Annotated in this window: 30 protein-coding genes; 16 read left to right on the plus strand and 14 right to left on the minus strand. The window is 71.7% G+C overall.

Features of this window, described 5'->3' with window-relative positions; genetic code table 11:
* The first annotated feature begins 194 nt into the window (after positions 1 to 194).
* Together ACSYGN_RS34740 and ACSYGN_RS34745 are read left to right on the plus strand one after the other, a co-directional pair.
* Entirely contained in the window at positions 195 to 449 is a 255-nt protein-coding gene (locus ACSYGN_RS34740; RefSeq protein WP_460402773.1) for a toxin-antitoxin system HicB family antitoxin, read from the plus strand.
* Positions 450 to 453: 4 nt separating this feature from the next.
* Positions 454 to 828: a fic family toxin-antitoxin system, toxin component gene (locus ACSYGN_RS34745; protein ID WP_460402775.1), complete on the plus strand. Its 375-nt coding sequence runs from the start codon at positions 454 to 456 to the stop codon at positions 826 to 828.
* A gap of 14 nt (positions 829 to 842) precedes the next feature.
* Here the strand turns inward: ACSYGN_RS34745 and ACSYGN_RS34750 are convergent, their stop codons facing one another.
* The 4 genes from ACSYGN_RS34750 to bioB form a co-directional block, all read right to left on the minus strand.
* Positions 843 to 1,520 (minus strand): class I SAM-dependent methyltransferase, encoded by a 678-nt coding sequence (locus tag ACSYGN_RS34750; RefSeq protein WP_460402777.1) that lies wholly within the window; start codon positions 1,518 to 1,520, stop codon positions 843 to 845.
* Between the two features lie 316 nt (positions 1,521 to 1,836).
* Positions 1,837 to 2,565, minus strand: coding sequence for a dethiobiotin synthase (bioD, locus tag ACSYGN_RS34755; protein WP_460402779.1), 729 nt, complete (start codon positions 2,563 to 2,565; stop codon positions 1,837 to 1,839).
* A 1-nt stretch (position 2,566) separates the two neighbouring features.
* Entirely contained in the window at positions 2,567 to 3,856 is a 1,290-nt protein-coding gene (locus ACSYGN_RS34760; RefSeq protein WP_460402781.1) for an adenosylmethionine--8-amino-7-oxononanoate transaminase, read from the minus strand.
* The gene (gene bioB / locus ACSYGN_RS34765; protein ID WP_460402783.1) at positions 3,849 to 5,126 is read right to left on the minus strand and encodes a biotin synthase BioB; all 1,278 of its coding nucleotides are present in this window, start codon (positions 5,124 to 5,126) and stop codon (positions 3,849 to 3,851) included. The genes ACSYGN_RS34760 and bioB overlap by 8 nt, the downstream gene beginning before the upstream one ends.
* 148 nt (positions 5,127 to 5,274) lie before the next feature.
* Between bioB and ACSYGN_RS34770 the strand changes: the two genes are divergently transcribed.
* Entirely contained in the window at positions 5,275 to 6,423 is a 1,149-nt protein-coding gene (locus tag ACSYGN_RS34770; RefSeq protein ID WP_460402785.1) for an 8-amino-7-oxononanoate synthase, read from the plus strand.
* A gap of 96 nt (positions 6,424 to 6,519) precedes the next feature.
* Here the strand turns inward: ACSYGN_RS34770 and ACSYGN_RS34775 are convergent, their stop codons facing one another.
* Together ACSYGN_RS34775 and ACSYGN_RS34780 are read right to left on the minus strand one after the other, a co-directional pair.
* On the minus strand, positions 6,520 to 6,744 hold the full coding sequence (locus ACSYGN_RS34775) for a DUF397 domain-containing protein (protein WP_460402787.1): 225 nt from the start codon (positions 6,742 to 6,744) through the stop codon (positions 6,520 to 6,522).
* Positions 6,745 to 6,753: 9 nt separating this feature from the next.
* The gene (locus ACSYGN_RS34780; RefSeq protein WP_460402789.1) at positions 6,754 to 7,623 is read right to left on the minus strand and encodes a helix-turn-helix domain-containing protein; all 870 of its coding nucleotides are present in this window, start codon (positions 7,621 to 7,623) and stop codon (positions 6,754 to 6,756) included.
* Between the two features lie 220 nt (positions 7,624 to 7,843).
* Here ACSYGN_RS34780 and ACSYGN_RS34785 point away from each other — a divergent pair, with 220 nt between their 5' ends.
* Positions 7,844 to 8,332 carry an ATP-binding protein gene (locus ACSYGN_RS34785; RefSeq protein ID WP_460402791.1) on the plus strand — a complete coding sequence of 163 codons (489 nt, stop codon included), beginning with the start codon at positions 7,844 to 7,846 and terminating at the stop codon, positions 8,330 to 8,332.
* A 291-nt stretch (positions 8,333 to 8,623) separates the two neighbouring features.
* On the opposite strand, the gene ACSYGN_RS34790 is transcribed toward ACSYGN_RS34785, so the two are convergent.
* The 3 genes from ACSYGN_RS34790 to ACSYGN_RS34800 form a co-directional block, all read right to left on the minus strand.
* Entirely contained in the window at positions 8,624 to 9,097 is a 474-nt protein-coding gene (locus ACSYGN_RS34790) for a C40 family peptidase (protein ID WP_460402793.1), read from the minus strand.
* A 566-nt stretch (positions 9,098 to 9,663) separates the two neighbouring features.
* Positions 9,664 to 9,972, minus strand: coding sequence for a hypothetical protein (locus ACSYGN_RS34795; protein ID WP_460402795.1), 309 nt, complete (start codon positions 9,970 to 9,972; stop codon positions 9,664 to 9,666).
* Positions 9,973 to 9,979: 7 nt separating this feature from the next.
* Positions 9,980 to 10,669 carry an ATP-dependent Clp protease proteolytic subunit gene (locus tag ACSYGN_RS34800; protein ID WP_460402797.1) on the minus strand — a complete coding sequence of 230 codons (690 nt, stop codon included), beginning with the start codon at positions 10,667 to 10,669 and terminating at the stop codon, positions 9,980 to 9,982.
* Positions 10,670 to 10,783: 114 nt separating this feature from the next.
* Here ACSYGN_RS34800 and ACSYGN_RS34805 point away from each other — a divergent pair, with 114 nt between their 5' ends.
* Positions 10,784 to 11,098: a type II toxin-antitoxin system Phd/YefM family antitoxin gene (locus ACSYGN_RS34805; protein ID WP_460402799.1), complete on the plus strand. Its 315-nt coding sequence runs from the start codon at positions 10,784 to 10,786 to the stop codon at positions 11,096 to 11,098.
* Positions 11,099 to 11,235: 137 nt separating this feature from the next.
* Here the strand turns inward: ACSYGN_RS34805 and ACSYGN_RS34810 are convergent, their stop codons facing one another.
* Positions 11,236 to 12,414 carry an ABC transporter permease gene (locus ACSYGN_RS34810; RefSeq protein ID WP_460402801.1) on the minus strand — a complete coding sequence of 393 codons (1,179 nt, stop codon included), beginning with the start codon at positions 12,412 to 12,414 and terminating at the stop codon, positions 11,236 to 11,238.
* A 148-nt stretch (positions 12,415 to 12,562) separates the two neighbouring features.
* On the opposite strand from ACSYGN_RS34810, the gene ACSYGN_RS34815 reads away from it, so the two are divergent.
* From ACSYGN_RS34815 to ACSYGN_RS34850, 8 genes are all read left to right on the plus strand, one after another.
* A complete protein-coding gene (locus tag ACSYGN_RS34815) occupies positions 12,563 to 13,186 on the plus strand; it encodes a TetR/AcrR family transcriptional regulator (protein WP_460402803.1) in 624 nt (207 codons plus the stop codon).
* Between the two features lie 139 nt (positions 13,187 to 13,325).
* Positions 13,326 to 13,628, plus strand: coding sequence for an urease subunit gamma (locus ACSYGN_RS34820; RefSeq protein ID WP_460402805.1), 303 nt, complete (start codon positions 13,326 to 13,328; stop codon positions 13,626 to 13,628).
* 12 nt (positions 13,629 to 13,640) lie between these two features.
* Positions 13,641 to 13,952 carry an urease subunit beta gene (locus ACSYGN_RS34825; protein WP_460402807.1) on the plus strand — a complete coding sequence of 104 codons (312 nt, stop codon included), beginning with the start codon at positions 13,641 to 13,643 and terminating at the stop codon, positions 13,950 to 13,952.
* Entirely contained in the window at positions 13,945 to 15,666 is a 1,722-nt protein-coding gene (locus ACSYGN_RS34830; RefSeq protein WP_460402809.1) for an urease subunit alpha, read from the plus strand. The genes ACSYGN_RS34825 and ACSYGN_RS34830 overlap by 8 nt, the downstream gene beginning before the upstream one ends.
* A gap of 58 nt (positions 15,667 to 15,724) precedes the next feature.
* Positions 15,725 to 16,399 (plus strand): urease accessory protein UreF, encoded by a 675-nt coding sequence (locus ACSYGN_RS34835; protein WP_460402811.1) that lies wholly within the window; start codon positions 15,725 to 15,727, stop codon positions 16,397 to 16,399.
* A gap of 378 nt (positions 16,400 to 16,777) precedes the next feature.
* Positions 16,778 to 17,464 (plus strand): urease accessory protein UreG, encoded by a 687-nt coding sequence (ureG, locus tag ACSYGN_RS34840; protein ID WP_460402813.1) that lies wholly within the window; start codon positions 16,778 to 16,780, stop codon positions 17,462 to 17,464.
* Positions 17,461 to 18,231 carry an urease accessory protein UreD gene (locus ACSYGN_RS34845; RefSeq protein ID WP_460403923.1) on the plus strand — a complete coding sequence of 257 codons (771 nt, stop codon included), beginning with the start codon at positions 17,461 to 17,463 and terminating at the stop codon, positions 18,229 to 18,231. The genes ureG and ACSYGN_RS34845 overlap by 4 nt, the downstream gene beginning before the upstream one ends.
* A 133-nt stretch (positions 18,232 to 18,364) precedes the next feature.
* On the plus strand, positions 18,365 to 19,963 hold the full coding sequence (locus tag ACSYGN_RS34850) for an alpha/beta hydrolase (RefSeq protein WP_460402815.1): 1,599 nt from the start codon (positions 18,365 to 18,367) through the stop codon (positions 19,961 to 19,963).
* Between the two features lie 137 nt (positions 19,964 to 20,100).
* Here ACSYGN_RS34850 and ACSYGN_RS34855 read toward each other — a convergent pair whose 3' ends face one another.
* The 4 genes from ACSYGN_RS34855 to ACSYGN_RS34870 all read right to left on the minus strand — a co-directional run bounded on the left by ACSYGN_RS34855 (position 20,101) and on the right by ACSYGN_RS34870 (position 23,916).
* The gene (locus ACSYGN_RS34855) at positions 20,101 to 20,826 is read right to left on the minus strand and encodes a lysophospholipid acyltransferase family protein (protein WP_460402817.1); all 726 of its coding nucleotides are present in this window, start codon (positions 20,824 to 20,826) and stop codon (positions 20,101 to 20,103) included.
* Positions 20,827 to 21,235: 409 nt separating this feature from the next.
* The gene (gene rocD / locus ACSYGN_RS34860; RefSeq protein WP_460402819.1) at positions 21,236 to 22,468 is read right to left on the minus strand and encodes an ornithine--oxo-acid transaminase; all 1,233 of its coding nucleotides are present in this window, start codon (positions 22,466 to 22,468) and stop codon (positions 21,236 to 21,238) included.
* On the minus strand, positions 22,468 to 23,298 hold the full coding sequence (ddaH, locus tag ACSYGN_RS34865; RefSeq protein WP_460402821.1) for a dimethylargininase: 831 nt from the start codon (positions 23,296 to 23,298) through the stop codon (positions 22,468 to 22,470). Before ddaH ends, rocD begins: the two co-directional genes overlap by 1 nt.
* 117 nt (positions 23,299 to 23,415) lie before the next feature.
* Positions 23,416 to 23,916, minus strand: a complete 501-nt coding sequence (locus tag ACSYGN_RS34870) for an Lrp/AsnC family transcriptional regulator (RefSeq protein ID WP_460402823.1) — start codon at positions 23,914 to 23,916, stop codon at positions 23,416 to 23,418.
* Positions 23,917 to 24,093: 177 nt separating this feature from the next.
* Here ACSYGN_RS34870 and ACSYGN_RS34875 point away from each other — a divergent pair, with 177 nt between their 5' ends.
* The 3 genes from ACSYGN_RS34875 to ACSYGN_RS34885 are packed head-to-tail and all read left to right on the plus strand — an operon-like array spanning position 24,094 to position 26,946.
* The gene (locus tag ACSYGN_RS34875; RefSeq protein ID WP_460402825.1) at positions 24,094 to 24,849 is read left to right on the plus strand and encodes a LytR/AlgR family response regulator transcription factor; all 756 of its coding nucleotides are present in this window, start codon (positions 24,094 to 24,096) and stop codon (positions 24,847 to 24,849) included.
* A gap of 13 nt (positions 24,850 to 24,862) precedes the next feature.
* Positions 24,863 to 25,213, plus strand: a complete 351-nt coding sequence (locus tag ACSYGN_RS34880) for a hypothetical protein (RefSeq protein ID WP_460402827.1) — start codon at positions 24,863 to 24,865, stop codon at positions 25,211 to 25,213.
* Positions 25,214 to 25,218: 5 nt separating this feature from the next.
* On the plus strand, positions 25,219 to 26,946 hold the full coding sequence (locus ACSYGN_RS34885) for a sodium/solute symporter (protein ID WP_460402829.1): 1,728 nt from the start codon (positions 25,219 to 25,221) through the stop codon (positions 26,944 to 26,946).
* Positions 26,947 to 26,966 lie beyond the last annotated feature (20 nt).

The following is a 26,966-nucleotide window of genomic DNA, read 5'->3' on the forward strand; positions in this document are numbered from 1 at the left end:
CCGGCCGAGCCTAGTGTGACCCGGTCCTCGGCCGGTATCCCCCCTGTGGTCGAGATCGTCTCCACCCGCAGGTCGGGCCCCTGACGCCGGTGTAAGGGGCATGCTCCATCCAGGGGTGGAGGCCGGGGCGGAGCCGGGGTACGGAGCGATGCCGGACCTTGCCGGTGCTAGCGCTTCGGCGCTAGCTTCGAGTCATGGCGAAGACCCAGCTGAACGTGCGCGTGGACGAGGACACCGCCCGCGCGGCCCGCGAACGCGCCCTGGCCCGCGGCATGAGCGTCAACCGCTATATCGAGGAACTCGTCAGACAGGACACCGGCGAGGCGGGCCACACCTTCGTGGAGGCGGCCGCCGACTTCATGAAGCGGTACGAGTCCGTGTTCGCCGAGGAGTTCGGGACGGACCCGGCCCCCGGTGCCGCCCGGGACGACCGAGAAGGCCACCGCTGATCCCTTGAACGACCTCAGCATCGACCTCGCCTGGCTCCTGATGCTCGCCGAGCAGCGCACCCCCGGCGACCCGCAGGTCACCGACTGGGGCGCGCTCGTCGCCGCCGTCGCCCGCCACCGCGCCGAGATATTCGACGTCCCCGTCTACGACACCCCGTACGCCCGGGCCGCCTCGCTGCTCCAACTGCTCATCCATGTCCCGGCGCTCGAGCGGTCCAACGCCCTGTTCGCCTGCGCCGTCGCCCACGCCTACCTGGTGGCCAGCGGCATCAAGGTCGCCGCCTCGCCCGAGCAGGTGCGCGATCTCGCCCGGCTGGTCAAGAGCGGTGAGGCATCGGTGCACGACATCGCGGGACGGCTGCGCCACTGGGCGCCGTGACGGGCCAGGGATGATCAGCCGCCGTCGGCGGGCTTCCGGTCCGCGGGCCGCCACGCCGTGCCCTGCACGCAGTACGACGAGGGCAGCCGGGGCCCCCGCTCCGGCAGCAGCAACCGCCGGTACGGGCCCAGCTCGAAACCGGCGTCACGGACCGCGGCCACGGTGTCCCGGCTGACATGGCAGCCGCCGAACAGCAGCGGCCACCCCGCCAGGTCCAGCGTCCGCTGGGTCCGCCGCATCACCGGCCCGCCACCGAGCCCGTGCTCCAGGAACCGCAGCTCACCACCCGGCCGCAGTACCCGCCGTACCTCACGGAGCGCCCGTTCCACGTCCCGCACGCTGCACAGCACCAACGACAGCACCGCCGCGTCGAAGGCCTCGCTCTTGACCGGCAGTGCCTCCGCCACCCCCGGCACCACGTCCACCGGAACCCCGGCCCGAGCGGCCGCGTCCATCGCCAACTGCCGCAGTGTGCGCTCGGGTTCGATGGCCACCACCTCGGACACGGTGCCCGGGAAGTGCGCGAAGTTCAGCCCGTTCCCCGCACCGATCTCGACGACCCGCCCGGAGAGCCCCGCCAGCAGCCGTCGGCGATACGGTGCGACCTTCGGCTCCCCGGCCACACTGAACCGGGCGTAGAAACGGGCGAAGACAGGATGATGGACGGCGTCTTGGTGCACTGGCGACGGCATGACGGACCTCCTGAGCGCTGACTGCTACCGAGATTGTCCCAAGGACGGCATGGGCCCGTCGCCCGGCGACGCGAGCCTGCGCACGGCGACGGGAGCCTGCACGGCGCGACCGGTTCCGCGGAACGGACACGCGCCCGCATCCGGCCAGCCGATGTCCTGCGACGCGTGCGGGCGCCTGCCCCCCGAACGTCGGCGGCGCGTCCGGGGGTGGAACGTCTGCGTCGCGACGGGAGCCTGCGCACGGCGGCCGGTTCCGCGGAAGAGGCGCCCGCCGGGATCCTGTCGGCCGATGCCCTGCGACGCGTGTCGGCGTCCGTCACCCGAACGCCGACGGCGCCTCCCGGGCGCGGAACCTCTCCGCGTCCCACGAGCCGTGCAGGCGGGGGGCCAGCCAGGTCGGTGCCGCCGTGCGGAACGCCGCCGGGGGGAGGGTGCCGGCGGAGGCGGGGAGAGCGCCGAGGAGGGGGGCTCCCGCCACCTCCGGGAGGTCCAGGACGTTGCAGCGGGCCGCCAGGTCGGGGGCGGTCGGCCAGCTCCCGATCACGACGCCCAGCAGCTCGATCTCCCGGGACCGCAGCTCCCGCGCCGTCAGCTCCGTCGTGTTCAGCGTGCCCAGCCCTGCCGGGGCCACCACCAGCACCGGAGCACCCAGCAGCCGGGCCGCGTCGGCCAGCGTGCCGCCCGCCGCGTCGAACCGCACCAGCAGTCCGCCCGCGCCCTCCACCAGGACCAGATCGTGCTCGGCCGCCAGCTTCTGCGCCGCCTCGGCCACCTGGTAAGGCCGCACCGGTGCCAGCCCCGCCCGGCGCGCTGCCGTACCGGGCGCCAACGGCTCCGGATAGCGGGCCAGTTCGGCCGGTGTCACGGCTCCCGCGAGCCGGGCGACCTCCTCGGCGTCCCCGCGCTCCCCGGGCCGTACCCCCGTCTGGGCCGCCTTCAGCACGGCCACGGAACGGCCCGCCGCCAGGGCCACGGCGGCGACCGCGGCCGTGGTGACCGTCTTGCCGATCTCCGTGCCCGTACCCGTGATCACCAGGACCGGCATGTCATCCCTCCCGCGCCGCCGCGCACACCGCGCGGGCGATCCGCGCCACGTCCTCGTCACCCGTGACGTACGGCGGCATCGTGTAGACCAGATCGCGGAACGGCCGCAGCCACACACCCTCGCGCACCGCGGCCCGCGTCGCCGCCGCCACGTCGACGTCATGGTCCAGCTGGACCACCCCGATCGCACCGAGAACCCGTACGTCCTTCACCCCGTCGAGCGCGTCCGCCCCGGCCAGCCCCGCCCGCAGCCCCGCCTCCACGCGCCGGACCTCGGCCCGCCAGTCCTGGCCGAGCAGCAGCCCGACCGAGGCGCAGGCCACGGCCGCCGCCAGCGGATTGCCCATGAACGTCGGCCCGTGCGCCAGTACGGGCACCTCGCCGCGGGAGATCCCGTCGGCCACCCGCGCGGTGCACAGCGCCGCCGCCATGGTCAGATAGCCGCCGGTCAGCGCCTTGCCGACACACATCACATCCGGTGTCACCGCCGCGTGGTCGGCCGCGAACAGCGCGCCCGTGCGGCCGAACCCGGTCGCGATCTCGTCGAACACCAGCAGCACGTCGTGCGCGTCGCACGCCTCCCGCAGCACCCGCAGATACTCCGGGGAGTGGAACCGCATCCCGCCCGCGCCCTGCACCACCGGCTCCACGATCACCGCGGCCAGCTCGCCGGCGTGCCGCGCGATCAGCTCGCGCAGCTGGTCGGCGTACGACTCCTGGTAATCGGCGGGCGGTGCGTCGGCGAACAGCTGACGCGGCAGTAGCCCGCTCCACAGCTCGTGCATCCCGCCCTCGGGATCGCACACCGACATCGGATGCCAGGTGTCGCCGTGATACCCGCCGCGCCAGGTCAGCAGCCGCCGCTTGGCCGGGCGGCCCAGCGAACGCCAGTACTGGAGACACATCTTGACGGCGACCTCGACCGACACCGAACCCGAGTCGGCCAGGAACACATGCTCCAGCCCCTCGGGTGACATATCGACAAGGAGTTTCGCCAGCCGGACGGCGGGCTCATGGGTGAGCCCGCCGAACATCACATGGCTCATCCGCCCCAACTGCTCGCGGACGGCGTCGTTCAGTACGGGGTGGTTGTAGCCGTGGATCGCCGACCACCACGACGACATGCCGTCGACCAGCTCGCCCGAGCCGTCCGCGAGCCTCAGCCGCACCCCGCTCGCCGACTCGACGACCAGCGGCTCCACCCGGCCAGGCATCGGGCCGTACGGATGCCACACATGCCGTCGGTCGAGCGAGAGCAGTTCGGGAACGCCCAGTACGCCCAGGTCAGGCATTGGGCGCGAGATCCGTTCCGGCACCGCGGCGGCGTACGGCGACCAGGTCGGGGCGCGGCTCGTCCGCCGCGTGTGCCGGTGCGGGCACGCCCGTAGCGGCGGCCGTACCGCACACCCCGCCACCCTCGTGCGACCCGCACCCGCCGCCCTCGTGAGACCCGCAGCCACCGCTGTCATGGGACCCGCACCCGGCCTCCTCGCCCTCGTGCGACCCGCACCCGGCCCCCTCGCCCTCATGGGCCCCGCAGCCGCCGCTCCCGCCACCGGCCCGGTGCTGAGGCAGTGTCACCTGGTCGGCGCCCTCCACCTCGAACCCGGCGTCCGCGATCATCTCCAGGTCGGCGAGGCCCGCCTGGCCCTCGCTGGTGAGGTAGTCGCCCAGGAAGATCGAGTTCGCCAGATGCAGCGCCAGCGGCTGCAGGGTGCGCAGATGGACCTCACGGCCGCCCGCGATGCGCACCTCGATGTCCGGGCACACGAACCGCACCATCGCCAGGATCCGCAGACAGCGCTGCGGGGTGAGGCTCCACTCCTTCGCCAGCGGGGTGCCCTCGAACGGGATCAGGAAGTTCACCGGCACCGAGTCCGGATCCAGCTCGCGCAGCGCGAGGACCACGTCGACCAGGTCCTCGTCGCTCTCGCCCATCCCCGCGATCAGCCCCGAGCAGGCGGAGAGACCCGCGGAGTGCGCCTTGCGCACGGTGTCCACCCGGTCGGCGTAGGTGTGCGTCGTGGTGATGTCGCCGTACGTCGCCTCGGACGTGTTGAGGTTGTGGTTGTAGGCGTCCGCACCGGCCTCGCGCAGCCGCTCGGCCTGGCCGTCGGACAGCAGACCCAGACAGGCGCAGACCTCGACGCCCTCGTTCTGGTCCTTGATCGCCCTGATGGTCTCGGAGACCCGGTCCACGTCCCGGTCCGTCGGACCCCGTCCGCTCGCCACCAGGCACACCCGCTTGGCGCCCCCGGCGAGCCCCGCGGCGGCGGCCTCGGACGCCTCCCCGGGCTTGAGCCAGCCGTACTTCAGGATGCCCGCGGTGGAACCGAGCCGCTGCGAGCAGTAGGAGCAGTCCTCCGGGCACAGGCCGGACTTGAGGTTGACGAGGTAGTTGAGTTTCACCCGTCGGCCGAACCAGTGACGGCGCACCTTGCCCGCCGCGGTCACCACATCGAGCAGGTCGTCGTCGGAAGTGGCGAGGACGGCAAGTGCTTCCCCGCGGGTCGGCGGCTCGCGCCGAAGCCCCTTGTCCACCAGCGTGTTCAGCAGGTCCATGAGGTCCGATCCTGTCCTACCCGACCGCCCCGGGCCAAGGAGAGTTCGGACAACAGTCGGCGTTCGACGTGTGGGTATTGCCACATCCTGGGCGGCGGGTCGTCCGGCTAGTGTCTGTCCGCTACCTACAAAATCCCCGGAGGCACCCATGGCGTTCGGCTGGATCGACGAGCAGGCGCTGCTGCGCCGTCGCGCCGGGCTGGTACGGACCCTGCAGCCCCGCCCCGCCGACTCCCCGCTGCTCGATCTCGCGGGCAACGACTATCTGGGCCTGGCGCACCATCCGGAGGTCGCCGAGGGGGCCGCGGCGGCGGCCCGCACCTGGGGCGGCGGCTCCACCGGGTCCCGGCTGGTCACCGGGACGACCGAGCTGCACACCGAGCTGGAACGCGAACTGGCCGGCTTCTGCGGCTTCGAGGCGGCCCTGGTGTTCTCCTCCGGATACGCGGCCAACCTCGCCGCCGTCGCCACGCTCGCCCCGCACGGCTCGCTCATCGTCTCCGACGCGGGCAACCACGCCTCGCTGATCGACGGCTGCCGGCTGGCCAGGGGCACCACCCAGGTCGTCCCGCACGGCGACGCGCAGGCCGTACGCAAGGCGCTGGCCGGGCACGACGGCGACGCGGTCGTGGTGTCCGACACGGTGTTCTCCGTCGACGGGGACGCCGCCCCGCTCGCCGCCTATGCCGCGGCCTGCCGGGCGTACGGCGCCGGTTTGGTCGTCGACGACGCGCACGGCCTGGGAGTCCTGGGCGACGGCGGACGGGGCGCGCCGCACGCGGCGGGGCTCGCGGGCGCCGACGACGTCGTCACCACGGTGACGCTGTCCAAGTCGCTCGGCAGCCAGGGCGGTGCCGTGCTCGGCCCGGCCCGGGTGGTCGACCATCTGGTCAATGCCGCACGAACGTTCATCTTCGACACCGGACTCGCCCCCGCGGCGGCCGGTGCCGCCCTCGCCGCCCTGCGGCTGCTCGGCCGTGAACCGGAGCGCGCGGCACGCGTCCGCGCCGTGGCGGGTGGGCTGCACGCACGGCTGACCGCCGCGGGCCTGGAAGCGGTACGTCCCGACGCCGCGGTGGTCTCCGTGCGCGCGCCGTCCCCGGAGGGGGCCGTGCGATGGGCGGCCGCATGCCGTACGGCGGGCCTGAGCGTGGGGTGCTTCCGGCCTCCTTCCGTTCCCGACGGCATCTCACGGCTCAGGCTGACCGCCCGCGCGGACCTTTCCGAGGCTCAGCTCGATCACGCCGTACGGGTGATCGTGGCCGCACGGCCGGAACACGACCATGAGTCGGCGTGACACGGCCGTGCGGTGTCCGAGCGGGTGCTGACCTGCGAACTGGCTGCTGAGCAGTGAACTGGCTACTGACCTGCGACTGGCTGCTGACCCTGTGAACTAGCGGATCGCGGTGAGGAAGCCCGTCCAGCTCTCGGGGGAGAAGAGCAGGGCGGGTCCGGCCGGGTCCTTGGAGTCACGGACGGCGAGCAGCCCGGCCCGTGGGCCGGAGCGCGGTGCGGCCGTCTCGACGCAGTTGTTCGCTCCCGTGCTGTGACTGCTGCGCAGCCATCGCACGCCGGTCAGGGTGGTGCTGGAGGGTACGTTCCGAGGCAGTGCGGTCATGGTGCCTCCCTACGCGCCGTCATGGATCGCGGCGATGTAATCCAACGAGTCCTCGGGGGAAAGGGCGTGGATCTGGAGGGTGTTGAAGGCCTCTGAGTAGGCCCGGAGGTCTTCCTTCCCCTCGAGATAGAGGCTACTCGTCAAATGGTCGAGAACAACCACGTCCAGATCGGATGTGCTCGGAAATGAGAAAATAACGAAAGGCCCGGTGATGCCGATATGCGCCCCCGCCGCGAACGGCAGTACCTGGAGCCGGACTTGGGGCAGCCGGGCCGCCGCGAGCAGCCTTTCCAGCTGACGTTCCATCACCCCGGGAGCGCCGACCTCCCGGTGCAGCACCGCCTCGTCCAGGACCGCGCTCAGCTCCAGCGGCGGCTGCGACCGCAGCACGTCCTGCCTGGCCAGCCGCACCTGGACCAGGGTCTCCAGCCGTTCGTCGAGTTCGTCGGGCCCGCCGCCCACGGAGGCCCGGGTCACCTCACGCGCGTACTCCGGAGTCTGGAGCAGACCGGGCACGACCGAGGTCTCCAGCGTCCGCATCCGGCTCGCCTGCGACTCCAGGCTGATGAAATCCCGGTACGCGGGCGGCAGCACCTCCCGGTAGGCGTGCCACCAGCGGTGTCTCTCGCCTATGTGGTCGGAGCCCGCCAGCACCAGCAGCAGCTCCCGCAGTTGCGGATCCTCCACCCGGTAGGCGTCCAGCAGTAATCTCACATCGTCCGGTTTCACGCCGCTCGCGCCGGTCTCGATACGGCTCACTTTCGACTGGTGCCAGCCCACCAGCCGGGCCGCCTCACCGCTCGTGAGACGCGCGTCGCTGCGCAGTGCGCGCAGTTCCGCGCCCAGTTTCCGGCGGCGCACCGCGGGACCGTGCTGCATGGGCTACTCCCTACTCCTTACGAGCCGCCCGAATACGCTCTGCCGTCGCAGAGTTCACCGCATCGAGCGACAGATATATGCAGATCTTGGTGGATCGCCACCCGCGAGAGACGCGGAAATGGCAGTCTGGCGATGAAGCACCAGTCCGGGACCGTACTCGAACCGTCCGCGCCTTGCCGGATGTCGGACTGCGGTCCCGTGGGAAAGGGACGGCGTCGCCATGGCAGACCATCAGGAAGCATCCGTCACTCTGCCGAGCGATCCCGCCTCGGTCTCCGCGGCCCGCACCTTTGTGCTCAGTACCCTCGCCGAATGGGGTATGCCCGCGGACACGGACGACGCGGACACCATCCGTCTCATCGTCTCCGAACTCGCCACCAACGCCGTGCAGCACACTTTCGGGCAGTCGCCCACCTTCACGGTGGAGATCGAGCTCGACCGGGACGAAACGCTGCGGGTCGGCGTCACTGACAGTCACCCGCGCTTTCCGAAACGGCTGCCGGCCGCCGTCCAGCAGGACAACGGCCGCGGCATGGTCATCATCCGCTGGCTGACCGCCGAGTGCGGCGGCAGACTGCGCTTCCGGCCGACCGGGGAGGGCGGGAAGACGGTGTTCGTCGAGCTGCCCTGGACGGGGCCGACGCGGCCTGCCGAGGGACGTGCGGTTCCGGGCCGTCCTGTGTCGGCGGCGGGGCAGCAGGAGCCGTAGCGGGGCGTGGGCGGGGCGCCAGGAGCCGTAGCGGCGCGGCGGGGCGGGGCGGGGCGGGCAGGACGGCAGGAGTCGTAGCAGCCGGCTGGCGGCCGGGTGGCCCGGTGACGGGGTGGCCGCGCGAGCGGGCGCTGAGAGCCGTAGGAGCCCGTGGGACGGCCCAGGGGCAGCGGAAAGGGCCCGGGGGCTCGATGGAAGCCCCAGGACGTCGCGTGAGGCGCCAGGAGGGCGCAGCCGGGTTCCCGGGGCGGTGACGGCGGGTCAGGACGCCGGCACCGCCCCGGCGCCGGGTCAGCTGATCCGGCCGTACCAGACGCTCTTCGTCCAGATCTTCTGGAGCTTCACCACGTCCCCGGTCTTCGGGGCGTGCCAGATCTTCCCCTTCCCGGCGTAGATGCCGACGTGGTACACGCTGGAGCCGGAGTGGAAGAACACCAGGTCCCCGGCCTTGCGGCTCCTGGCGGAGATGTGATGCGACTTGTTGTACTGCGCGGCCGCCGTACGGGGCAGTTTCTTGCCCGCCTTCTTGAACGAGTACAGCGTCAGCCCGGAGCAGTCGAACCGCCTCGGCCCCGTGGCGCCCCACTGGTACGGGGAGCCCTTCTTGGAGGCCGCGATCTGGAGTGCCTTCGACGCGAGCGTCGCGGCCGAGGCGTCCGGGGCGACCCCCGGGACCACGACCGAACCGCCCACGGCGGCAATGGCGAAGGCCGAGGCCGTACCGGCCCTGGCCATGAGCGACGGGACACGATTGAGCGCAGTCATGCGCAACCCTTCGTCAGCCGCCTGTGAAGGATGACCTGTCGGATTCGGGCTGGCGAAGTTGCCCGGCCGCGTTGCCGCGGCTTCACCCCAAGGGCTGCTCGGACCGGTCATGGCGTGACCGTCCCGGCGACCCGGCTTGCTCGGGTCCTCCACTCCTGCCGATCCACTCCTGTCGACCGGTCATCCAGGCGGCGGCAGGACTCGGCGTCCGCCCGGACCGCCCCGCCGCTGTGGCGGGGGCTTGTCGTCAGACAGGGATCTTCACCCACGGATGTCTGAAAATCCCAATGGAATCGGGGATTTGTGTTGTTACTCACCACTCACCCGTTCGGGTGGACAGCGGGGTGTTCGAGTAGACATCGAGGGGGTGTGACGAGTCCCGGACCTGCGCCGGAAGGCGCCATTCCGGCTTTGGTCCACGCGCGTTGCGCAACCGGAGTGGGCCCGGAAAGGGGGATGAAGCTACACCGATCAGCGGTAACTCATCTGGTCCGTTGCCGCCCTCGCCCGGACGCTCCCGGCGGAGGTGAGTGATCCGGCCGCCCGTCCGTCCTCCCGGCGGTACGTCAACTCGCGCAGTCGGGCGGCACCGTGACGCGCATGGCGCGTCGCTCGCCGTCCAGTACCCGCAGCGCCCGCGCCAGGGTCGGCGCGTGCAGCTCCGTCTCGCCGCGACGGTGCATCAGCTCCAGCGCGTCCCGCAGCGCGGCCGCCTTCGCCACCAGAGCCTGGGCGGCGCGCAGCCCCCGGTAGGTGTCTCCGTGGTGAGCCGGGTTGATCCGGCCCAGCAGGTCGACCACCTCCAGATAACGGTCGATCAGCTCGCCCTCGGCGCGTGTCAGCGCGGGCAGCGGCGGCAGCTCGGGAGGCAGCACCGGCACCTCACCTCGCCCCGGGAGCGCCGGGCGTGCCGGAACCGCCGGAACCGCCGGAGCCACCTGTGATGCCGGGGGCGGTCCGTGCCGTGCCGCGGCCGGAGACGATCCGGTCCACCAAGCCGTACTCCACCGCGGCGCGGGCGTCCAGGATCCTGTCGCGTTCGATGTCCTCGCTCACCTGTTCCCGGCCACGCCCGGTGTGCCGTACGAGCATCTCCTCCAGGAGTTCGCGGGTGCGCATCAGCTCCTCGGCCCGGACCAGGAGATCACTCGTCCGCCCCTCCACGGGCTCGGGCAGCTCCGGCTGACGGAGCACCACACGCGCCCCCGGCAGCACGGCACGCTTGCCCGGTGTGCCGGCGGCCAGCAGTACCGCGGCGGCCGAACCGGCCTGTCCCAGGCAGGTGGTCGCCACGTCGCAGCCGAGGTACCGCATGGTGTCGTAGATCGCAGCCATCGCGCTGAACGAGCCTCCGGGGGAGTTGATGTAGAGCTCGATCTCCCGGTCGGGGTTCTGGTACTCGAGGTGGATGAGCTGTGCCATCACATCGTTCGCCGACGTGTCGTCGACGGGTGCCCCGAGGAGGACGATCCGCTCCTCCAGCAGTTTGGCGTACGGATCCAGCGTTCTGCGGCCGAAACCCGTGTGTTCGGTGAACTCGGGCAGTACATGGCGCGCGGACGGTACGAGCATGGCCCCTCCTGGGGTGGTCTCGGTAAAAAATGTACAGGACGTACGGATTGGAGGGAGGGGTTTTGGCGACGTTCGGCCAGGACGGCGGCGACACGGCCTCCGTAAGCTGGAGCCATGGCCTACGAGATTCCGGTGACGCAAGCCAGGGCTGAGCTCGCCGACCTGATCAACCGGGTGGTGTACGGCGGCGAGCGCGTCGTCGTGACACGGCACGGCAAGCCCCTCGTCGCCCTCGTCTCCGCCGCCGACCTGGAGCGGCTCGAGCAGCTTGAGGAGATCGAGGAGATCGAGGGGATCGACGAGGCGCGGGAGCGGGCGGAGGAGCAGGTGATCAGCTCGGTCTCCCGGGTCCGCGAGGTCGCCTCCGCTCCCCGTGAACAGCACCGGTTCGGGATCACCGCGGAGCATCGGGGTTCCGCGTCGTCGTAGGCGGCGGCTCGGACGCGCGCGGACGGGCGTGCGCGCGGACAGCGTAAGGCCGTGCGCTCCCGTCCCTACAGCGGGGGCGCACGGCCGGTTCCGAGGTCGCCGGTGGGTCAGGCCGCCGTGCCGAGCTCGTCGGTGGGTCAGGCCGCCGCCGTGCCGAGCTCGCCTTCGGTCACCGGGTCGCCCGTCTGCCGCTGCGTCCGCAGCGCGGGCCCGAGCAGGACCGCGCCCAGACCGAGCGCCGCCCACCAGATGAGGGTCAGCAGCGGGCCGGTGGCCGCGGCGCCGTCGAAGTAGGACACCGAGCGCAGCAAGCTCGCCCCCGCGCCCGGCGGCAGCCACTGGCCGATCACACCGGCGGGCTTCGGCAGCATCTCCGGCGCCGAGGACGCCCCGGAGAACGGGTTGCCCACCAGCATCACCAGGCCCGCGACGATCCCCATCCCGGCCCGGCCCAGCAGCGCCGCGAGACCGGCGACGGCCGCTCCCACCGCCAGTGTGGCGAGGGCGAACACCCCGGCCTCGGCCCACCAGCCGCCCGTGACGACACCGAGCCAGCTGTCCGCGAGCGTCGCCGCCGCCACGCCGACCAGGGCGGACGCGCCGAGCAGCGCCGCCGTGGCACGGACACCGCGCAGACCGAGCAGGGTCACGGCCGAGCCCGTCGCGATACCGGCCAGGGCCAGTGGCAGCACGCTCGCCGTGAGCGCGGCACCCCGGGGGTCGGCCGCGGGGGCGGCGACCACATCGACGGTGGTGACGGTGGTGACCGGGGCGGCGCTCGCCGATGTCGATGCCGTGGTCGGCTCGGCCACGGCCTGCCGCAGCAACTGGGCGACCACGGGGCTCGCGGCGGACGCGGTCAGCAGCTTCGGACCCTGCGGGGTGACGACCAGCGCGCCGTACACGGTCCGGTCCTCGATGGCGCTCCGGGCGGCTGCCTCGTCGGTGTAACGGTGGATCTCGAAGGCACCCGGGTTGTGCGCCAGTCGCTTCTCCAGCTGGGCCGTCGCGGCGGCGGGACCGGCCACGCCGAGCGGCAGATCGCGGGGTGCGGTGCGGGCGGCGGGCCAGGCGAAGGCCCAGAGGGCGACGGCCGCGAGCACCGGGACGAGGACCACGACGGCAAGCAGACGGCGGGTGGTGCCCCGGGCGGTGGCCCGGGTGGGTGTGACGGTCGGGGTGGCGGGAGCCGTGGGAGGGCCGGCCGCCGGGGTGGGGGCGGTGGCTGCGGGGCCATGGCCAGTGGCGGCGTCGGGACCGGGGCTGATGTCGGTGCCGCTGCCGGGGCCGGTGCTCGGGGTGGATGTGGTGGACATGGTTCCCCCTTGGTGCGGTGCGTCGTGCTGCATACGGTGAAGGGTGCGCCCATAAAAGAAGGATCGTTCGTTTTTGTTTGCCGCTCGCCACCGTGCGCCTCGGCGCGGCGGCTTGTCAAGAAGGAATGTTCGTTTTACGTTTCAGGGCATGGCCCGTGTATCCCAGGCACACCTGGACGCCCGCCGCCGTCAGATCCTCGACGGCGCCGCCCTCTGCTTCGCCCGCAACGGCTTCCACGCCTCGTCCATGCAGGACGTGCTCAAGGAGGTCGACCTCTCCGCCGGGGCCGTCTACCGCTACTTCAGCGGCAAGGACGAGCTGATCAGGGCGATCGTCGACGAGGTGCTGGAAGTGCTGCGGAAGGTCTACGGGGAGGCGGCCGTGGAGACTCCGCCGCCGCTGCCCGACGTCCTGCTCTCCCGCGCCCTGGCCACTATGCGGGAGGTCAGGCCGGGGGTGCTGGACGGCGGGACGTGGGCTTTCCCCCGGCTGGTCATCCAGGTGTGGACCGAGGTGCAGCGCAACGCGGATCTGGCCGCGCAGGTGCACGTCGGCTACGACGCGGTGCGGGCCTCCTGGGAGCGCGTTGTGATGAGCTACAAAGCGGCCGGTCTGATCCCCCGGACGGCCGACGCCGACGCCATGGCGCGGGTGATGATCGCGCTGGCCCAGGGGTACGTGGCGCAGAGTGCCGTGCTGGCGGACATGTCCGACGAGACGCTGGTGAACGGGCTGCGGGCGCTGATGAGCATGCGGGACCCGAGTTCCTGACTCCGCCGAGGCGTGATCGCTGCCTTAACGCGCCGGAAATCCGGTCCAACTAGCCTGCCGATCCACGCCATCAGGGACGTCGCCCCGGGGCTGCGGAACCGGACCCCGCACGGTCCGGGCGAGGACGGTGAGGTGGGACGTGCAACTGACCCCGCACGAGCAGGAGCGGCTGCTGATCCACGTCGCGGCCGACGTGGCCGAGAGGCGCAGGGCCCGCGGACTGAGGCTGAACCATCCCGAGGCGGTCGCGCTGATCACCTCGCACATCCTCGAAGGCGCCCGGGACGGCCGCAGCGTCGCGGAACTCATGGCCTCCGGGCGCAAACTGCTGACCCGTGACGACGTCATGGCGGGTGTGCCCGAGATGATCCACGATGTCCAGGTCGAGGCGACCTTCCCGGACGGCACCAAGCTCGTCACCGTCCACGACCCGATCGTCTGACGGGAGGCCGCCATGATTCCCGGAGAGGTTCTTTTCGCCGACGGCCCGATCGTCTACAACGAGGGCCGCGAGGTCACCCGGCTCACCGTGCTCAACGCCGCCGACCGGCCGGTCCAGGTCGGCTCCCACTACCACTTCGCCGAGGCCAACCCCGGCCTGGAGTTCGACCGCGCCGCGGCGCGCGGCAAGCGGCTGAACGTCGCCGCGGGCACCGCCGTGCGCTTCGAGCCCGGTATCCCCGTCGAGGTGGAACTCGTACCGCTCGGCGGCGCCCGTGTGGTGCCGGGGCTGCGCGGGGAGACCGGAGGTGCTCTCGATGGCTGAGATCTCGCGTGCCGCGTACGCCGATCTGTTCGGCCCCACCACCGGGGACCGGATCCGGCTCGCCGACACCGATCTGCTGATCGAGATCGAGGAGGACCGCTGCGGCGGCCCCGGACTCGCCGGTGACGAGGCGGTGTTCGGCGGCGGCAAGGTCATCCGCGAGTCCATGGGCCAGGCGCGCGCCACACGTGCTGAAGGCACCCCGGACACCGTTGTCACCGGTGCGGTGATCGTCGACCACTGGGGCGTCGTCAAGGCCGATGTCGGCATCCGCGACGGCCGGATCACCGGTATCGGCAAGGCCGGCAACCCCGACACCATGGACGGTGTCCACCCCGACCTGGTGATCGGCCCGGAGACCGAGGTCATCGCGGGCAACGGGCGCATCCTCACGGCGGGCGCGATCGACGCGCACGTCCACTTCATCTGCCCGCAGATCGCCGACGAGGCCCTGTCGGCGGGCATCACGACCCTCGTCGGCGGCGGCACCGGACCGGCCGAGGGTTCCAAGGCCACCACCGTCACCCCCGGCCCCTGGCATCTGGCCCGGATGCTGGCGGCGATGGAGCAGTACCCGCTGAATGTCGGGTTCCTCGGCAAGGGCAACACCGTCTCCCACCAGGCGATGCTCTCCCAGATCCGTGGCGGCGCCGTCGGCCTCAAGCTGCACGAGGACTGGGGCTCCACCCCCGCCGTGATCGATGCCTCGCTGACCGTCGCCGACCGCACCGGCATCCAGGTCGCCATCCACACGGACACCCTCAACGAGGCGGGGTTCGTGGGCGACACGCTCGCCGCGATCGCCGGGCGCGGAATCCACGCCTACCACACCGAGGGGGCGGGCGGCGGGCACGCGCCGGACATCATGACCGTCGTCTCCGAGCCGTATGTGCTGCCCAGTTCGACCAACCCGACCAGGCCGTTCACCGTCAACACCGCCGAGGAACACCTCGACATGCTGATGGTGTGCCACCACCTCAACCCGGCCGTCCCGGAGGATCTGGCGTTCGCCGAGTCCCGTATCCGGCCGTCCACCATCGGCGCGGAGGACATCCTCCACGACCTCGGCGCCATCTCGATCATCTCGTCCGACTCCCAGGCCATGGGCAGGGTCGGCGAGGTCGTCCTGCGGACCTGGCAGTCGGCCCATGTGATGAAGCTCCGCCGCGGTGCCCTGCCGGGCGACGGCCCCGCGGACAATCACCGGGTGCGGCGCTACGTCGCCAAGTACACGATCAACCCGGCGCTCGCGCAGGGCCTTGCCCACGAGGTCGGCTCCGTGGAGACCGGCAAACTCGCCGACCTCGTGCTGTGGGAACCGGCGTTCTTCGGCGTCAGACCGCACCTTGTCATCAAAGGCGGGCAGATCGCGTACGCCCAGATGGGCGACGCCAACGCCTCGATCCCGACGCCGCAGCCGATCCTGCCGCGTCCGATGTACGGCGCGATCGGGCGTGCGCCCGCCGACAATTCAGTCAACTTCGTCGCCCCGCTCGCAATCGAGGACGGGCTGCCGGAGCGGCTGGAGCTCGGGAAACGGTTCGTGGCCATCGAGTCGACACGGGGCGTGACCAAGGCGGACATGCGGGAGAACGACGCGCGGCCGTCGGTGCGGGTGGATCCCGACAGTTTTGCCGTGCATATCGACGGGGAGCTGGTGGAGGCCACGCCTGCGGTGGAACTGCCCATGGCTCAGCGGTACTTCCTCTTCTGAGCGGGCGGTGGGGGCAGCGGTATGGCAGCGATAGGGCAGGGGTTCGGGTGATGGCGCGATGACTCGGGCGGCGTTGCTCGTCCTCGCGGACGGTCGTTTCCCCGCCGGAGGGCATGCGCACTCCTGCGGGGCGGAGGCCGCTGTGCGCGCCGGGCGGATCACGGGGGCGGCGAGTCTGGAGGACTTCTGCCGGGGGCGGTTGCATACGGCGGGGCTTGTTGCTGCGGCGGTGGCCGCGGGGGCTGCGCTTGAGGTGTCCGTGCGGGAGCTGGATGCGGCGGTGGATGCACGGACGCCGTCTCCGGTGCTGCGGGGGGTTTCGCGGCGGCTGGGGCGGCAGTTGATGCGGGCTGGTAGGGCGACGTGGCCGTCGGGTGAACTCGATGCCGTGGCGCGGGAGTTTCCCAAGGGGGCGCACCAGTGTGTGGTGTGGGGGCTCGTCGCCCGGGCGGCGGGGTTGGGGGCGGGAGATGCGGCGTACTGCGCTGCGTACGAGTGTGTGAGCGGGGCTGTGTCGGCGGTTGTGCGGCTGCTGAGTCTTGATCCGTTCGAGGGGACGGGGGTGTTGGCTCGGCTGGCGGTGGAGGTGGACCGGGTGGTGGATCAGGCCGTTGGGGTGGCGGGGGCCGTGGTGGGGGAGGGGGTGGATGTGCTTCCGGCTCTGGGGGCGCCGCTGCTGGAGATCGGGGCGGAGGTGCATGCGGGGTGGGAGGTGCGGTTGTTTGCGTCCTAGGGCGTGTTTCGAAAGTAGCGCCGGCCGCCCGAAGGGCGGGCCCTGCGGCGTCTGGTGCGTGCGATCGCAAGGCGGAGGGTCGCCCTCGTACTGGGCGTACGTGGGCGATCCCGACAACACAGCGAGCGTGCGTGCCAGGCGTCGCAGGGCAGGCGGGACTTTCGAAACACGCCCTAGGGGGATTTCGCCCCCGCCGCCCCCACCCGTTCCCGTCCCCAGGGGCCTCGCCCCTTCGACCCCACCAGGGGCTCTGCCCCGGGACCCCGGGGGGTTGAGAAGTGGGGGCCTCTTCCGTGGGCCCCGAGGGGCTCCGCCCCTACCCGTTCCCGTCCCCAGGGGCTTCGCCCCTATATCCCGTCAAGTCGTCAGGAGTTGTTCATGCATCTTGGGCATTCTCATTCGGCTCCTTCCGGGGCTGCGGTCGGTGCTGATGCTCGGCGGCCCGGTGGGGGGTTGCGGGGGTTGCGGGTGGGGGTCGGGGGGCCTGTGGGGTCCGGGAAGACCGCTACCGTGGCTGCGCTGTGCCGGGTGTTGCGGGACGAGTTGTCCCTCGGTGTCGTCACCAATGACATCTACACGCGTGAGGACGCCGAATTCCTGCTGCGGGAGGCCGTGTTGCCGCCGGAGCGGATCGTCGCCGTCGAGACCGGGGCCTGTCCGCACACCGCGATCCGGGACGACATCTCCGCCAACCTCGAAGCTGTGGAGGAGTTGGAGGACGAGGTCGGCCCGCTGGACCTCGTGCTGGTCGAGTCCGGTGGGGACAATCTCACCGCGACCTTCTCCAAGGGGCTCGTCGACGCGCAGATCTTTGTGATCGACGTGGCCGGCGGGGACGACATCCCGCGCAAGGGCGGGCCCGGGGTCACCACCGCCGATCTGCTCGTGGTCAACAAGACCGACCTCGCGCCGTACGTCGGCTCCGATCTCGGGCGGATGGCGGCCGACGCCAGGACGGCGCGGGGTGAACTGCCCGTCGTCTTCCAGTCGCTCAGGAGTGAGGCGGGGGTGGCGGACGTCGCCGAGTGGGTGCGGGCACGGGTGGCCGCGTGGACGACCGTATGACGGGAGGGGCGGGACGCGGCGGGGTCCTGGGTGTGGCACGGATCGTCGCCCGGGGGGACGGGCGGGGCCGGACCGTGCTGCCCGTGCTGGAGGGCGGGGGGCCGCTCGCGGTGCGGCGGACGCGGGGGAGCGGTGACGAGGCCCGGGTCATGCTCGTCGGCGCGATGAGCGGGCCGCACGGCGGCGACCGGTTCAGCGTGGCCGCCGAGGTCGACGGTGGCGGGCGGCTGCGGGTCGGGTCGGCCGCCGCCACCATCGCGCTGCCCGGCCAGGACAAGGACGCGGCCGAGTACGACGTACGGCTCCGGGTCGCCGACGGCTGCGAACTGCGCTGGCTGCCCGAGCCGTTGATCTCCGCGGGCGGGAGCGAGCTGCGGGTGCGGATGCGGGTCGAACTCGGCGCCTCGGCGCGGCTGGTGCTGCGGGAGGAGCAGGTGCTCGGGCGGGTGGGGGAGGAACCGGGGCGGCTCAGCAGCCGGGTCACGGTGCGGGTGGGAAGTCGTACGGTGCTGGATCAAGAGCTGGACTGCGGGACCGGCGCGCCGGGCGGCTGGGCTGGGCCCGCCGTACTCGGCGGATGCCGCGCCGTCGGGCAACTTGTCGTCGTACGACCGGAGTTCGGAAACACGCCGGTGGAGGCGCGGGTGCTCGGGGACCGGGCCGCGGTCATGCCGCTCGCCGGGCCCGCCGCGCTGGTCGGTGCCGTCGCACCGGACGGGCTGCGGCTGCGCAGGGTGCTGGACGAGGCACTGGCACTGCTCGGCTGAGCCACCGCTCAGCGGGACCGTGAATTCCGGTTATCGGATTGGTAAAGAAGGTCAACTGCCCCTGTTCTCGGGCGCCTTGCAACAGCGAGGATCCCCCGTGACCATTCGTCACCATGTTGGGGGAGGAACCCACTTGAGGGACTACAGACCGAAGAGCCGGATATTCGCGCTCGGTTCGGCCGGAACACTGGTGACCGCGACCCTGATCGCCGGCGCCGTCGCGGCGCCCACCGCGAGCGCGAGCGCCGGACACGGACAGGACCGCGAGGCCCGCGGCGCCGCCGTCGCCGCCACCCGCGCCGAGAAGGCCGGGATCGACTGGCAGGACTGCCCCGCCGACTGGGGGCTCGAGAAGCCGATCCAGTGCGGCTGGGTCACCGTCCCGCTCGACTACGCCAAGCCGGACGGCAAGCAGATCAAGCTCGCCGTCGACCACATCGCCAGCACGGGCACCAAGGAGGAGCGCCAGGGCGCGCTCGTCTACAACCCCGGCGGCCCCGGCGGTTCGGGCCTGCGTTTCCCGCGCCGTGTCACCACCAAGAACCCGCTGTGGGTCAATACCTCGAAGGCGTACGACTTCGTGGGCTTCGACCCGCGCGGTGTCGGCCACTCGGCCGCCATCTCCTGCATCGACCCGCAGGAGTTCGTGAAGGCGCCCAAGGCGGACCCGGTGCCCGACACCGAGGCCGACAAGCTCGCCCAGCGCAAGCTCGCCCGCGAGTACGCCAAGGGCTGCGCCGAGCGCAGCGGCAAGGCGGTGCTGGCGCAGATGACCACGCCGAACACGGTGCGCGACCTCGACGTCATCCGTGCCGCGCTCGGTGAGAAGAAGCTCAACTACCTCGGCGTCTCCTACGGCACCTACATCGGCGCCGTCTACGGCACGATGTTCCCCGGCCATCTGCGCCGGATGATCGTGGACAGCGTCGTCAACCCGTCCCGGGAGAAGATCTGGTACCAGGCCAACCTGGACCAGGACGTCGCCTTCGAGGGCCGCTGGAAGGACTGGGAGGACTGGGTCGCCGCCAACGACGCCGCCTTCCACCTCGGCACCACCCGCGCCGCCGTGCAGGCCAAGTGGCTCGAGCTGCGTGCCACGGCCAAGAAGAACCCCATCGGCGGGGTCGTCGGCCCGAACGAGCTGATCGGCTTCTTCCAGAGCGCCCCGTACTACGACTCCTCGTGGGTGCCGGTCGCCACGGTGTTCGGCCAGTACTTCGCCGGGAACACCCAGGCCCTGGTGGACGCGGCCGGTCCCGATCTGTCGGACACCGCGGGCAACATCACCACGGAGAACGGCAACGCGGTCTACACGGCCGTCGAGTGCACCGACGCCAAGTGGCCCACCAACTGGCGGAAGTGGGACCGCGACAACACGCGGCTCAACAAGGACTACCCGTTCATGACATGGGCCAACGCATGGCTCAACCTGCCGTGCGCCACCTGGCCGGTCAAGCAGCAGACGCCGGTGGAGGTCAAGACAGGCAAGGGCCTGCCGCCCGTCCTGATCGTCCAGTCCACCCGTGACGCCGCCACCCCGTACGACGGCGCCGTCGAACTGCACAAGCGGTTCAAGGGCTCGCGCCTCATCACCGAGAAGGACGCCGGTTCCCACGGTGTGACCGGGCTGGTCAACCCCTGCATCAACAGCCGTGTCGACAGCTACCTGCTCACCGGGCAGCTCGACTCCGCCGACGTGACCTGCACGCCGCACGCCACGCCGAAGCCGTAACCGCCGTCTTCACGGTGACCGGTGCGGCCCTGCGCGGCACCGGTGCACGGCGAGGGGTGGCCGGGGGATTCTCCGGCCACCCCTTTCCCGCCGGGGTCGACTTCCCGCCGGGGTCGACTTTCCCTCCGGGGCCGGCGTCAACTGAGCGGCGCCCGCGGGAACCTGCGCTCCTTCTCGCCCTTCGACGCCGTCTCCTCGGCCTTGACGACGGCCGCGTACCGGTCGACGTACTCCTGGTCCGAGAGCGTGAGGATCGCGTACATGATCTCGTCGACGATGGCGCGCAGCACCGCCTTCTCGTGCTCCATGCCCGCGTAACGGGAGAAGTCGAGCGGCTTGCCGAAGCGGATCAGCACCGGACGCAGGCTCGGGACGACCTGGCCGGGCGGCTGTGCCTCGAAGGTGCCGATCATCGCGCACGGAATGACCGGCACCTGGGCCCTCAGCGCCATGACGGCGACGCCGACCTTGCCCTTGTAGAGCCGGCCGTCGTGCGAACGGGTGCCCTCGGGGTAGATGCCGAGCAGTTCACCCTTGCGCAGTACCCCGAGCCCCTCCCAGATCGCCGCCTGGCCCGCCTCCTTGCCGGAGCGGTCGACCGGTATCTGCCCCACGCTGCGGAAGAAGGCCGCCGTGAGGCGCCCCTTGACGCCCCGGCCCGTGAAGTACTCGGCCTTCGCGAGGAACGTGATGCGCCGTTTGAGGATCGCGGGCATCAGGAAGTGGTCCGAGAAGGACAGATGGTTGCCGGCGATGATGGCCGGACCGTCCGACGGCACATGCTCCAGGCCCTCGATCCGGGGGCGGAACAGCAGCCTCAACAGGGGCCCCAAGAGCACATATTTGAGTACGTAGTAGAACAAGGGGTCGCTCCTCACTCTGGCCGGATCGGCTCAACCGCCGCGTTCTAGCAGGTCACCCGGCGCGCGGTGGGGTGCAGTGTAGGCGCAGGTGCGAGCCGCCGGAACCGGTGGAGGTGCCGGTCGAGGGCCGGTGGCGTGCGCTGCTCGGGCTGCCGGTCCCATCAGGCAGATGCTGACACAGGCCGAGCGAATCTTCATGCGAGTGAACGTTCGTTCGCGGTGCATGCGCGGGTCCGAGCCATCCTCGCCCGCGAGCCGGCCCGGGCCCTCGCGAACGGGCCTGAGCTGGCCATCCCCGCGAACGGGCCGCGAACCCCGGGCGCCCTCACGTCGACCGGCTCGGGCTGTGCCGAGGCCTCAACATGAAACGGGCCGCCGACTTCCGTCGGCGGCCCGTCCAGAGTGTCGCTCACGCCCCCTGTGTGAGCACCCCCTCCAGCGTTCCCAGCGCGGACTGCAGTTCCTCGGCGGTGACGGTCAGCGGCGGGGCCAGCCGGATCGTCGAGCCATGGGTGTCCTTGACCAGGACGCCCGCCGCCATCAGCCGCTCGCTGATCTCACGCCCGGTGCCGATCGCCGGGTCGATGTCCACGCCCGCCCACAGGCCCCGCGAGCGGAATCCGATGACGCCGACGCCCTTGCCGGCCAGCTCGGTCAGCCCGTCCCGCAGGACCGTGCCCAGCTCGGCCGCCCGGTGCTGGAACTCGCCGGTCTCCAGCAGCTCGACGACCGCCGTGCCGACCGCCGCCGCCAGCGGGTTGCCGCCGAACGTCGAGCCGTGCTCGCCCGGCCGCAGCACACCCATGACGTCCCGGCGCCCGACAACCGCCGACACCGGCACGATGCCGCCGCCCAGCGCCTTGCCGAGCAGCACCAGATCCGGCACCACGTCCTCGTGCTCCACGGCGAGCGTGCGCCCGGTCCGCCCGAGCCCCGACTGGATCTCGTCGGCGACGAACAGGCACCCGGCCCGCCGGGTCAGCTCGCGCACCCCGGCCAGATAGCCCTCGTCCGGGACGATCACGCCGGCCTCGCCCTGGATGGGCTCGATCAGCACCGCCGCCGTCGTCTCGTCGACGGCGGCCTCCATCGCGGCCAGGTCGTTGTAGGGGACGACCTTGAAGCCGGGAGTGAAGGGCCCGAAGCCGGTACGGGCGGTCTCGTCGGTGGAGAAGCTGACGATCGTCGTCGTACGGCCGTGGAAGTTGTCCGCCGCGACCACGATGGTGGCCCGGTCGGCGGGGACGCCCTTCACCTCGTAGGCCCACTTGCGGGCGATCTTGATGCCGCTCTCCACCGCCTCAGCGCCGGTGTTCATCGGCAGCATCACGTCCTGGCCGGTCAGCGCCACCAGGCGCTCCGCGAAGACGGCCAGCTGGTCGTTGTAGAAGGCCCGCGAGGTGAGGGTGAGCCGGTCGAGCTGGCGGTGCGCGGCGTCGATCAGCGCCGGGTGGCGGTGACCGAAGTTGAGGGCCGAGTAACCGGCCAGCATGTCGAGGTAGCGGCGGCCCTCGACGTCCTCCACCCAGGCGCCCTCGGCACGGGCGACGACCACCGGGAGCGGATGGTAGTTGTGCGCGAGGACCGGCTCCTCGGCACGGATCAGCTCGGCGGACGTACGGGTAACGGCGGGTGCGGTCATCAGCGGATCTCCTGGGTGCAGCACTTGATACCGCCGCCTGCCTTGTGGAATTCGGACAGGTCGACGGGGACTGGGACGTAGCCGTGGTCGGTGAGACGGGCGGCGAGCGCCTCGGCCTGCGGCGCGATGAACACGTGGCGGCCGTCGGAGACGGAGTTCAGGCCCCACGCCAGCGCGTCGTCGCGGGTGGCCTCCACGGCGTCCGGGTACAGCCGCCGTAACACGTCACGGCTGCCGGACGAGAACGCCTCGGGGTAGTACACGATGTTGTTGTCGTGACCAGTCTCCTCGCCGTCGTCGAGGACGAACAGCGCCGTGTCGAGATGGTAGAAGTACGGGTCGACCAGCGTCAGGCTGATCACCGGGTGCCCGAAGAACTCCTGCGCCTCGCGGTGGGCCTCACGGGTCGTACGGAAGCCGTGGCCCCCCAGCAGATAGCGGCCCGTCCAGACGAGGTCGCCCTCGCCCTCGGACACCGCCCCCGGCCGGTGCACGTCGTAGCCGGCGCCGCGGAACCAGGAGTCGTAGTGGTCGGACTCGGCGCGCCGCTCGGGCGCGTGGAAGAGGGAGCCGAAGACCCGGCCGCCGACGACGACCGCGGAGTTCGCGGCGAAGACCATGTCCGGCAGCCCCGGGACCGGCTCGACGGCGTCGACGCTGTGGCCGTGGGTGCGGTAGGCGCGGATCAGCGACTGCCACTGCTCCTGGGCCAGATCGACGTCGACGCGCACGTCGGGATGCATCCAGGGATTGATCGCATAGTGGACGGCGAAGTGTCTGGGTTCACAGACGAGGAAGCGCCTGGGGCGCGGCACACGGGTGTCGGGCACAGAGGGATTCCTCCGCTTTCCTGCGGATGTCGGGCGAGGGTTGACACCAAGGTAGGAAATGACCTAGCCGCGCGACAAGCAAAGAATCATGCGCACCGACGCAGGAACGCTGCTTGTTCAGCCCATTTGACGCACGTCTGGTGCGGGCTGGCTGGTGCCGGCCTCCAGACTCTCCGGGAGCAGATGGGACAGGACCATCACGCTGATCGTCTTCCGGATGAACGGTTCTCTGCGGATCCGCTCCAGCACCTCCTCGAAATGCTCCACGTCCCGCGCCCGTACATGCAGCAGCGCGTCCGCGCCGCCGGTCACCGTCATCGCGGCGGTGATCTCCGGATGGTTGCGGACCACCTCCGCCAGCCGCCGCGGCGGGGCCGCGCCCTCGCAGTACACCTCGACGTACGCCTCGGTCCGCCAGCCCAGCGCGGACGGCCGCACCGTCGCCGTGAACCCGGTGATCACGCCGGTCTCGCGCAGCCGGTCCACCCGCCGCTTGACCGCGGTCGCCGACAGCCCGATCTCCGTGCCGATCTCGGCGAAACTGCTCCTCGCATTCGCCATCAGCGCGGTGACGATCTTTCTGTCGAGCTCGTCGAACGGGGTGTTCCTGCTGTTCATGGGCGCACTTTATCCAGCACGGTCAAGCGCGCGGCCAACCCAGCGGTCCGCCGCGCAGTGCGCGCGGTCAACCGTGCGGTCCGCCGCGCAGTGCGCCGCGCCGTACATGCCGTCCGGCCGGAATGGTCACGCCGGATACATGTGCAGCCGTCCGGATCGCCCCTAGACTCCACGTTCATGCTGCGCGCCCTCGCCGTCGACGACGAATGCCCCTCCCTGGAGGAGCTGCTGTTCCTGCTGAACGCGGACCCGCGCGTCAGCAGCGCCGAGGGCGCGAGCGACGCCACGGAGGCGCTGCGCCGCATCACCCGCGCCCTGGAGTCGGGACCCGACGGACCCGAGGCCATCGACGTGGTCTTCCTCGACGTCCAGATGCCCGGCCTGGACGGCCTGGAGATGGCCCGGCTGCTCACCGGCTTCGCCCGCCCGCCGCTGGTCGTCTTCGTCACCGCCCACGAGGACTTCGCCGTACGCGCTTTCGACCTGGAGGCCGTCGACTACGTCCTCAAACCGGTCCGCAAGGAACGCCTCGCCGAAGCCGTCCGCCGCGCCGACGAACTGCGCGGCGCCGCACCGCGGATACCCGTCCACGAACCCGACCCCGACCACATACCGGTCGAGCTCGGCGGCGTCACCCGCTTCGTCGCCGTCGACGACATCACCCATGTCGAGGCCCGCGGCGACTACGCCCGCCTCCACACCGACAAGGGCAGCCATCTCGTCCGCATCCCGCTCTCCGCCCTGGAGGAGCGCTGGCGCCCCCGCGGCTTCGTCCGCATCCACCGCCGCCATCTGGTCGCCCTGCGCCACATCGGCGAGCTCCGCCTCGACGCGGGCACTGTCAGCGTCGTCGTCGGCACCGAGGAACTCCAGGTCAGCCGCCGCCACGCACGCCACCTCAGGGACCTGCTGATGCGCCGGACCACCGGATAGGGAGGAGGCCCCAGTGGACCCCACGGAGCGCCGCGTCGTCGTCACCGGACCGCCCCGCCGAGCCCGCCGGGCCTCCGGCTACCGGCCGCGCACCGAGATCGACGAGCAGACCACCCTCGGCCACACCTACGTCCGCTCCCTCATGCGCAGCCAGCTGCGCGCCGCCCTCACCGGTGTCGCGGTCCTCGCGCTGCTCGTCGGCCCGCTCCCGCTGGTGTTCGCGGTCACCCCGCACTCCGCCCGCCTCGAATGGGCCGTCCTGGGCTTCGCCCTGTACGCGCCGATGGTGCTGCTCGCCCGCTGGTACGTACGCCGCGCCGAACGCAACGAGCGGGACTTCGTGCGGCTCGTGGAAGACCGCTGACGCCCGTGAACTCCAGCTACGCCGTCCCCGCCGTCGCCCTCGTCGTCGTCGCCACCGTGCTCGTCGGCGCCTTCGGGCTGCGCATATCCCGTACCACCTCCGACTTCTACGTCGCCTCCCGCACGGTCGGCCCCCGCCTCAACGCCGCCGCCATCAGCGGCGAGTACCTCTCCGCGGCGTCCTTCCTCGGCATAGCGGGACTCGTCCTGGTCCAGGGCCCCGACATGCTCTGGTACCCGGTCGGCTACACCGCCGGCTATCTGGTACTGCTCCTGTTCGTCGCCGCCCCGCTGCGCCGCTCCGGCGCCTACACCCTGCCCGACTTCGCCGAGGCCCGGCTCGCCTCGCAGACGGTGCGGCGGCTCGCCGGTGCCCTCGTCGTCGGCATCGGCTGGCTCTATCTGCTGCCCCAGCTCCAGGGCGCCGGGCTGACCCTCACCGTGCTCACCGGCGCCCCCGACTGGCTCGGCGGGGTCATCGTCGCCGTCGTGGTGGTCGCCACGGTGGCCGCGGGCGGTATGCGCAGCATCACCTTCGTGCAGGCCTTCCAGTACTGGCTCAAGCTCACCGCGCTCCTCGTGCCCGCCCTCTTCCTCGTCCTCGCCTGGCAGAGCGACTCAGCCCCCCGCCACGTCTTCGAGGAACCGGCCGCCTTCCGCGAGCCGCGCACCGTCCGGGTCGCCGACACCCTCGACCTGCGGCTCGACCGCCCGCTGACGGTCACCGTGAGCGGCACCGTCGACGGCCGCCCGCGCACCGCAGCCCCGGTCCGCCTCCCCGTCGGCACCCACCGCATCGCCGCCGGGACCCGGCTGACCTTTGCCGCGGGCGACCCCGTCCCCGCCGCCGACCGCGGCGGCAGCGGCGGCATGTCGCCCTCGCTCGCCGAGAGCCGCCAGGAACGCCCGCTGTACGCGACGTACGGGCTGATCCTCGCCACCTTCCTCGGCACCATGGGCCTGCCGCACGTCGTCGTCCGCTTCTACACCAGCCCGCACGGCGTCGCCGCGCGCCGCACCACCGTCGCCGTGCTCGCCCTGATCGGCGGCTTCTATCTGCTGCCCCCGGTCTACGGCGCCCTCGGCAGGCTCTACACCCCCGAACTGACCCTCACCGGCGACGCGGACGCCGCCGTACTGCTGCTGCCCGACCGGATGATCGGCGGGGTGGGCGGCGATCTGCTGGGCGCGCTGATCGCCGGAGGAGCCTTCGCCGCGTTCCTCTCCACCGCCTCCGGGTTGACCATGGCGGTCGCCGGGGTCCTCACCCAGGACGTCCTCCCGTCCCGCGGCGTACGGCACTTCCGGCTCGGCACCGTCCTCGCCATGGCCGTCCCGCTCGCCGCCGCGGTCCTGGTGGGCGCCCTGCCCGTCGCGGACTCCGTCGGGCTCGCGTTCGCCGTCTCGGCGTCCTCCTTCTGCCCGCTGCTCGTCCTCGGCATCTGGTGGCGTCGGCTCACCCCGCCCGGCGCGGCCGCCGGGATGCTGGTGGGCGGCGGCTCCGCGTTCGCCGCCGTCACCGCCACCATGGCGGGCTTCCCGGGCACCGGCACCCTGCACGCCCTGCTGGCCTGGCCCGCCCTCTGGTCCGTCCCGCTGGCCTTCCTCACCATGATCCTCGTCTCCCTCTCCACCCCGGGCCGCGTCCCCGCGGGCACGGCTGCGATCCTGGCGCGGTTCCATCTGCCGGAGGAGCTGCTGGGGGAGGAACAGCGGGCGGAGGTGAGAGTGTGAGCGGGCCGGTGGCTGCGGCC

The organism is Streptomyces sp. YIM S03343, assembly GCF_054729195.1.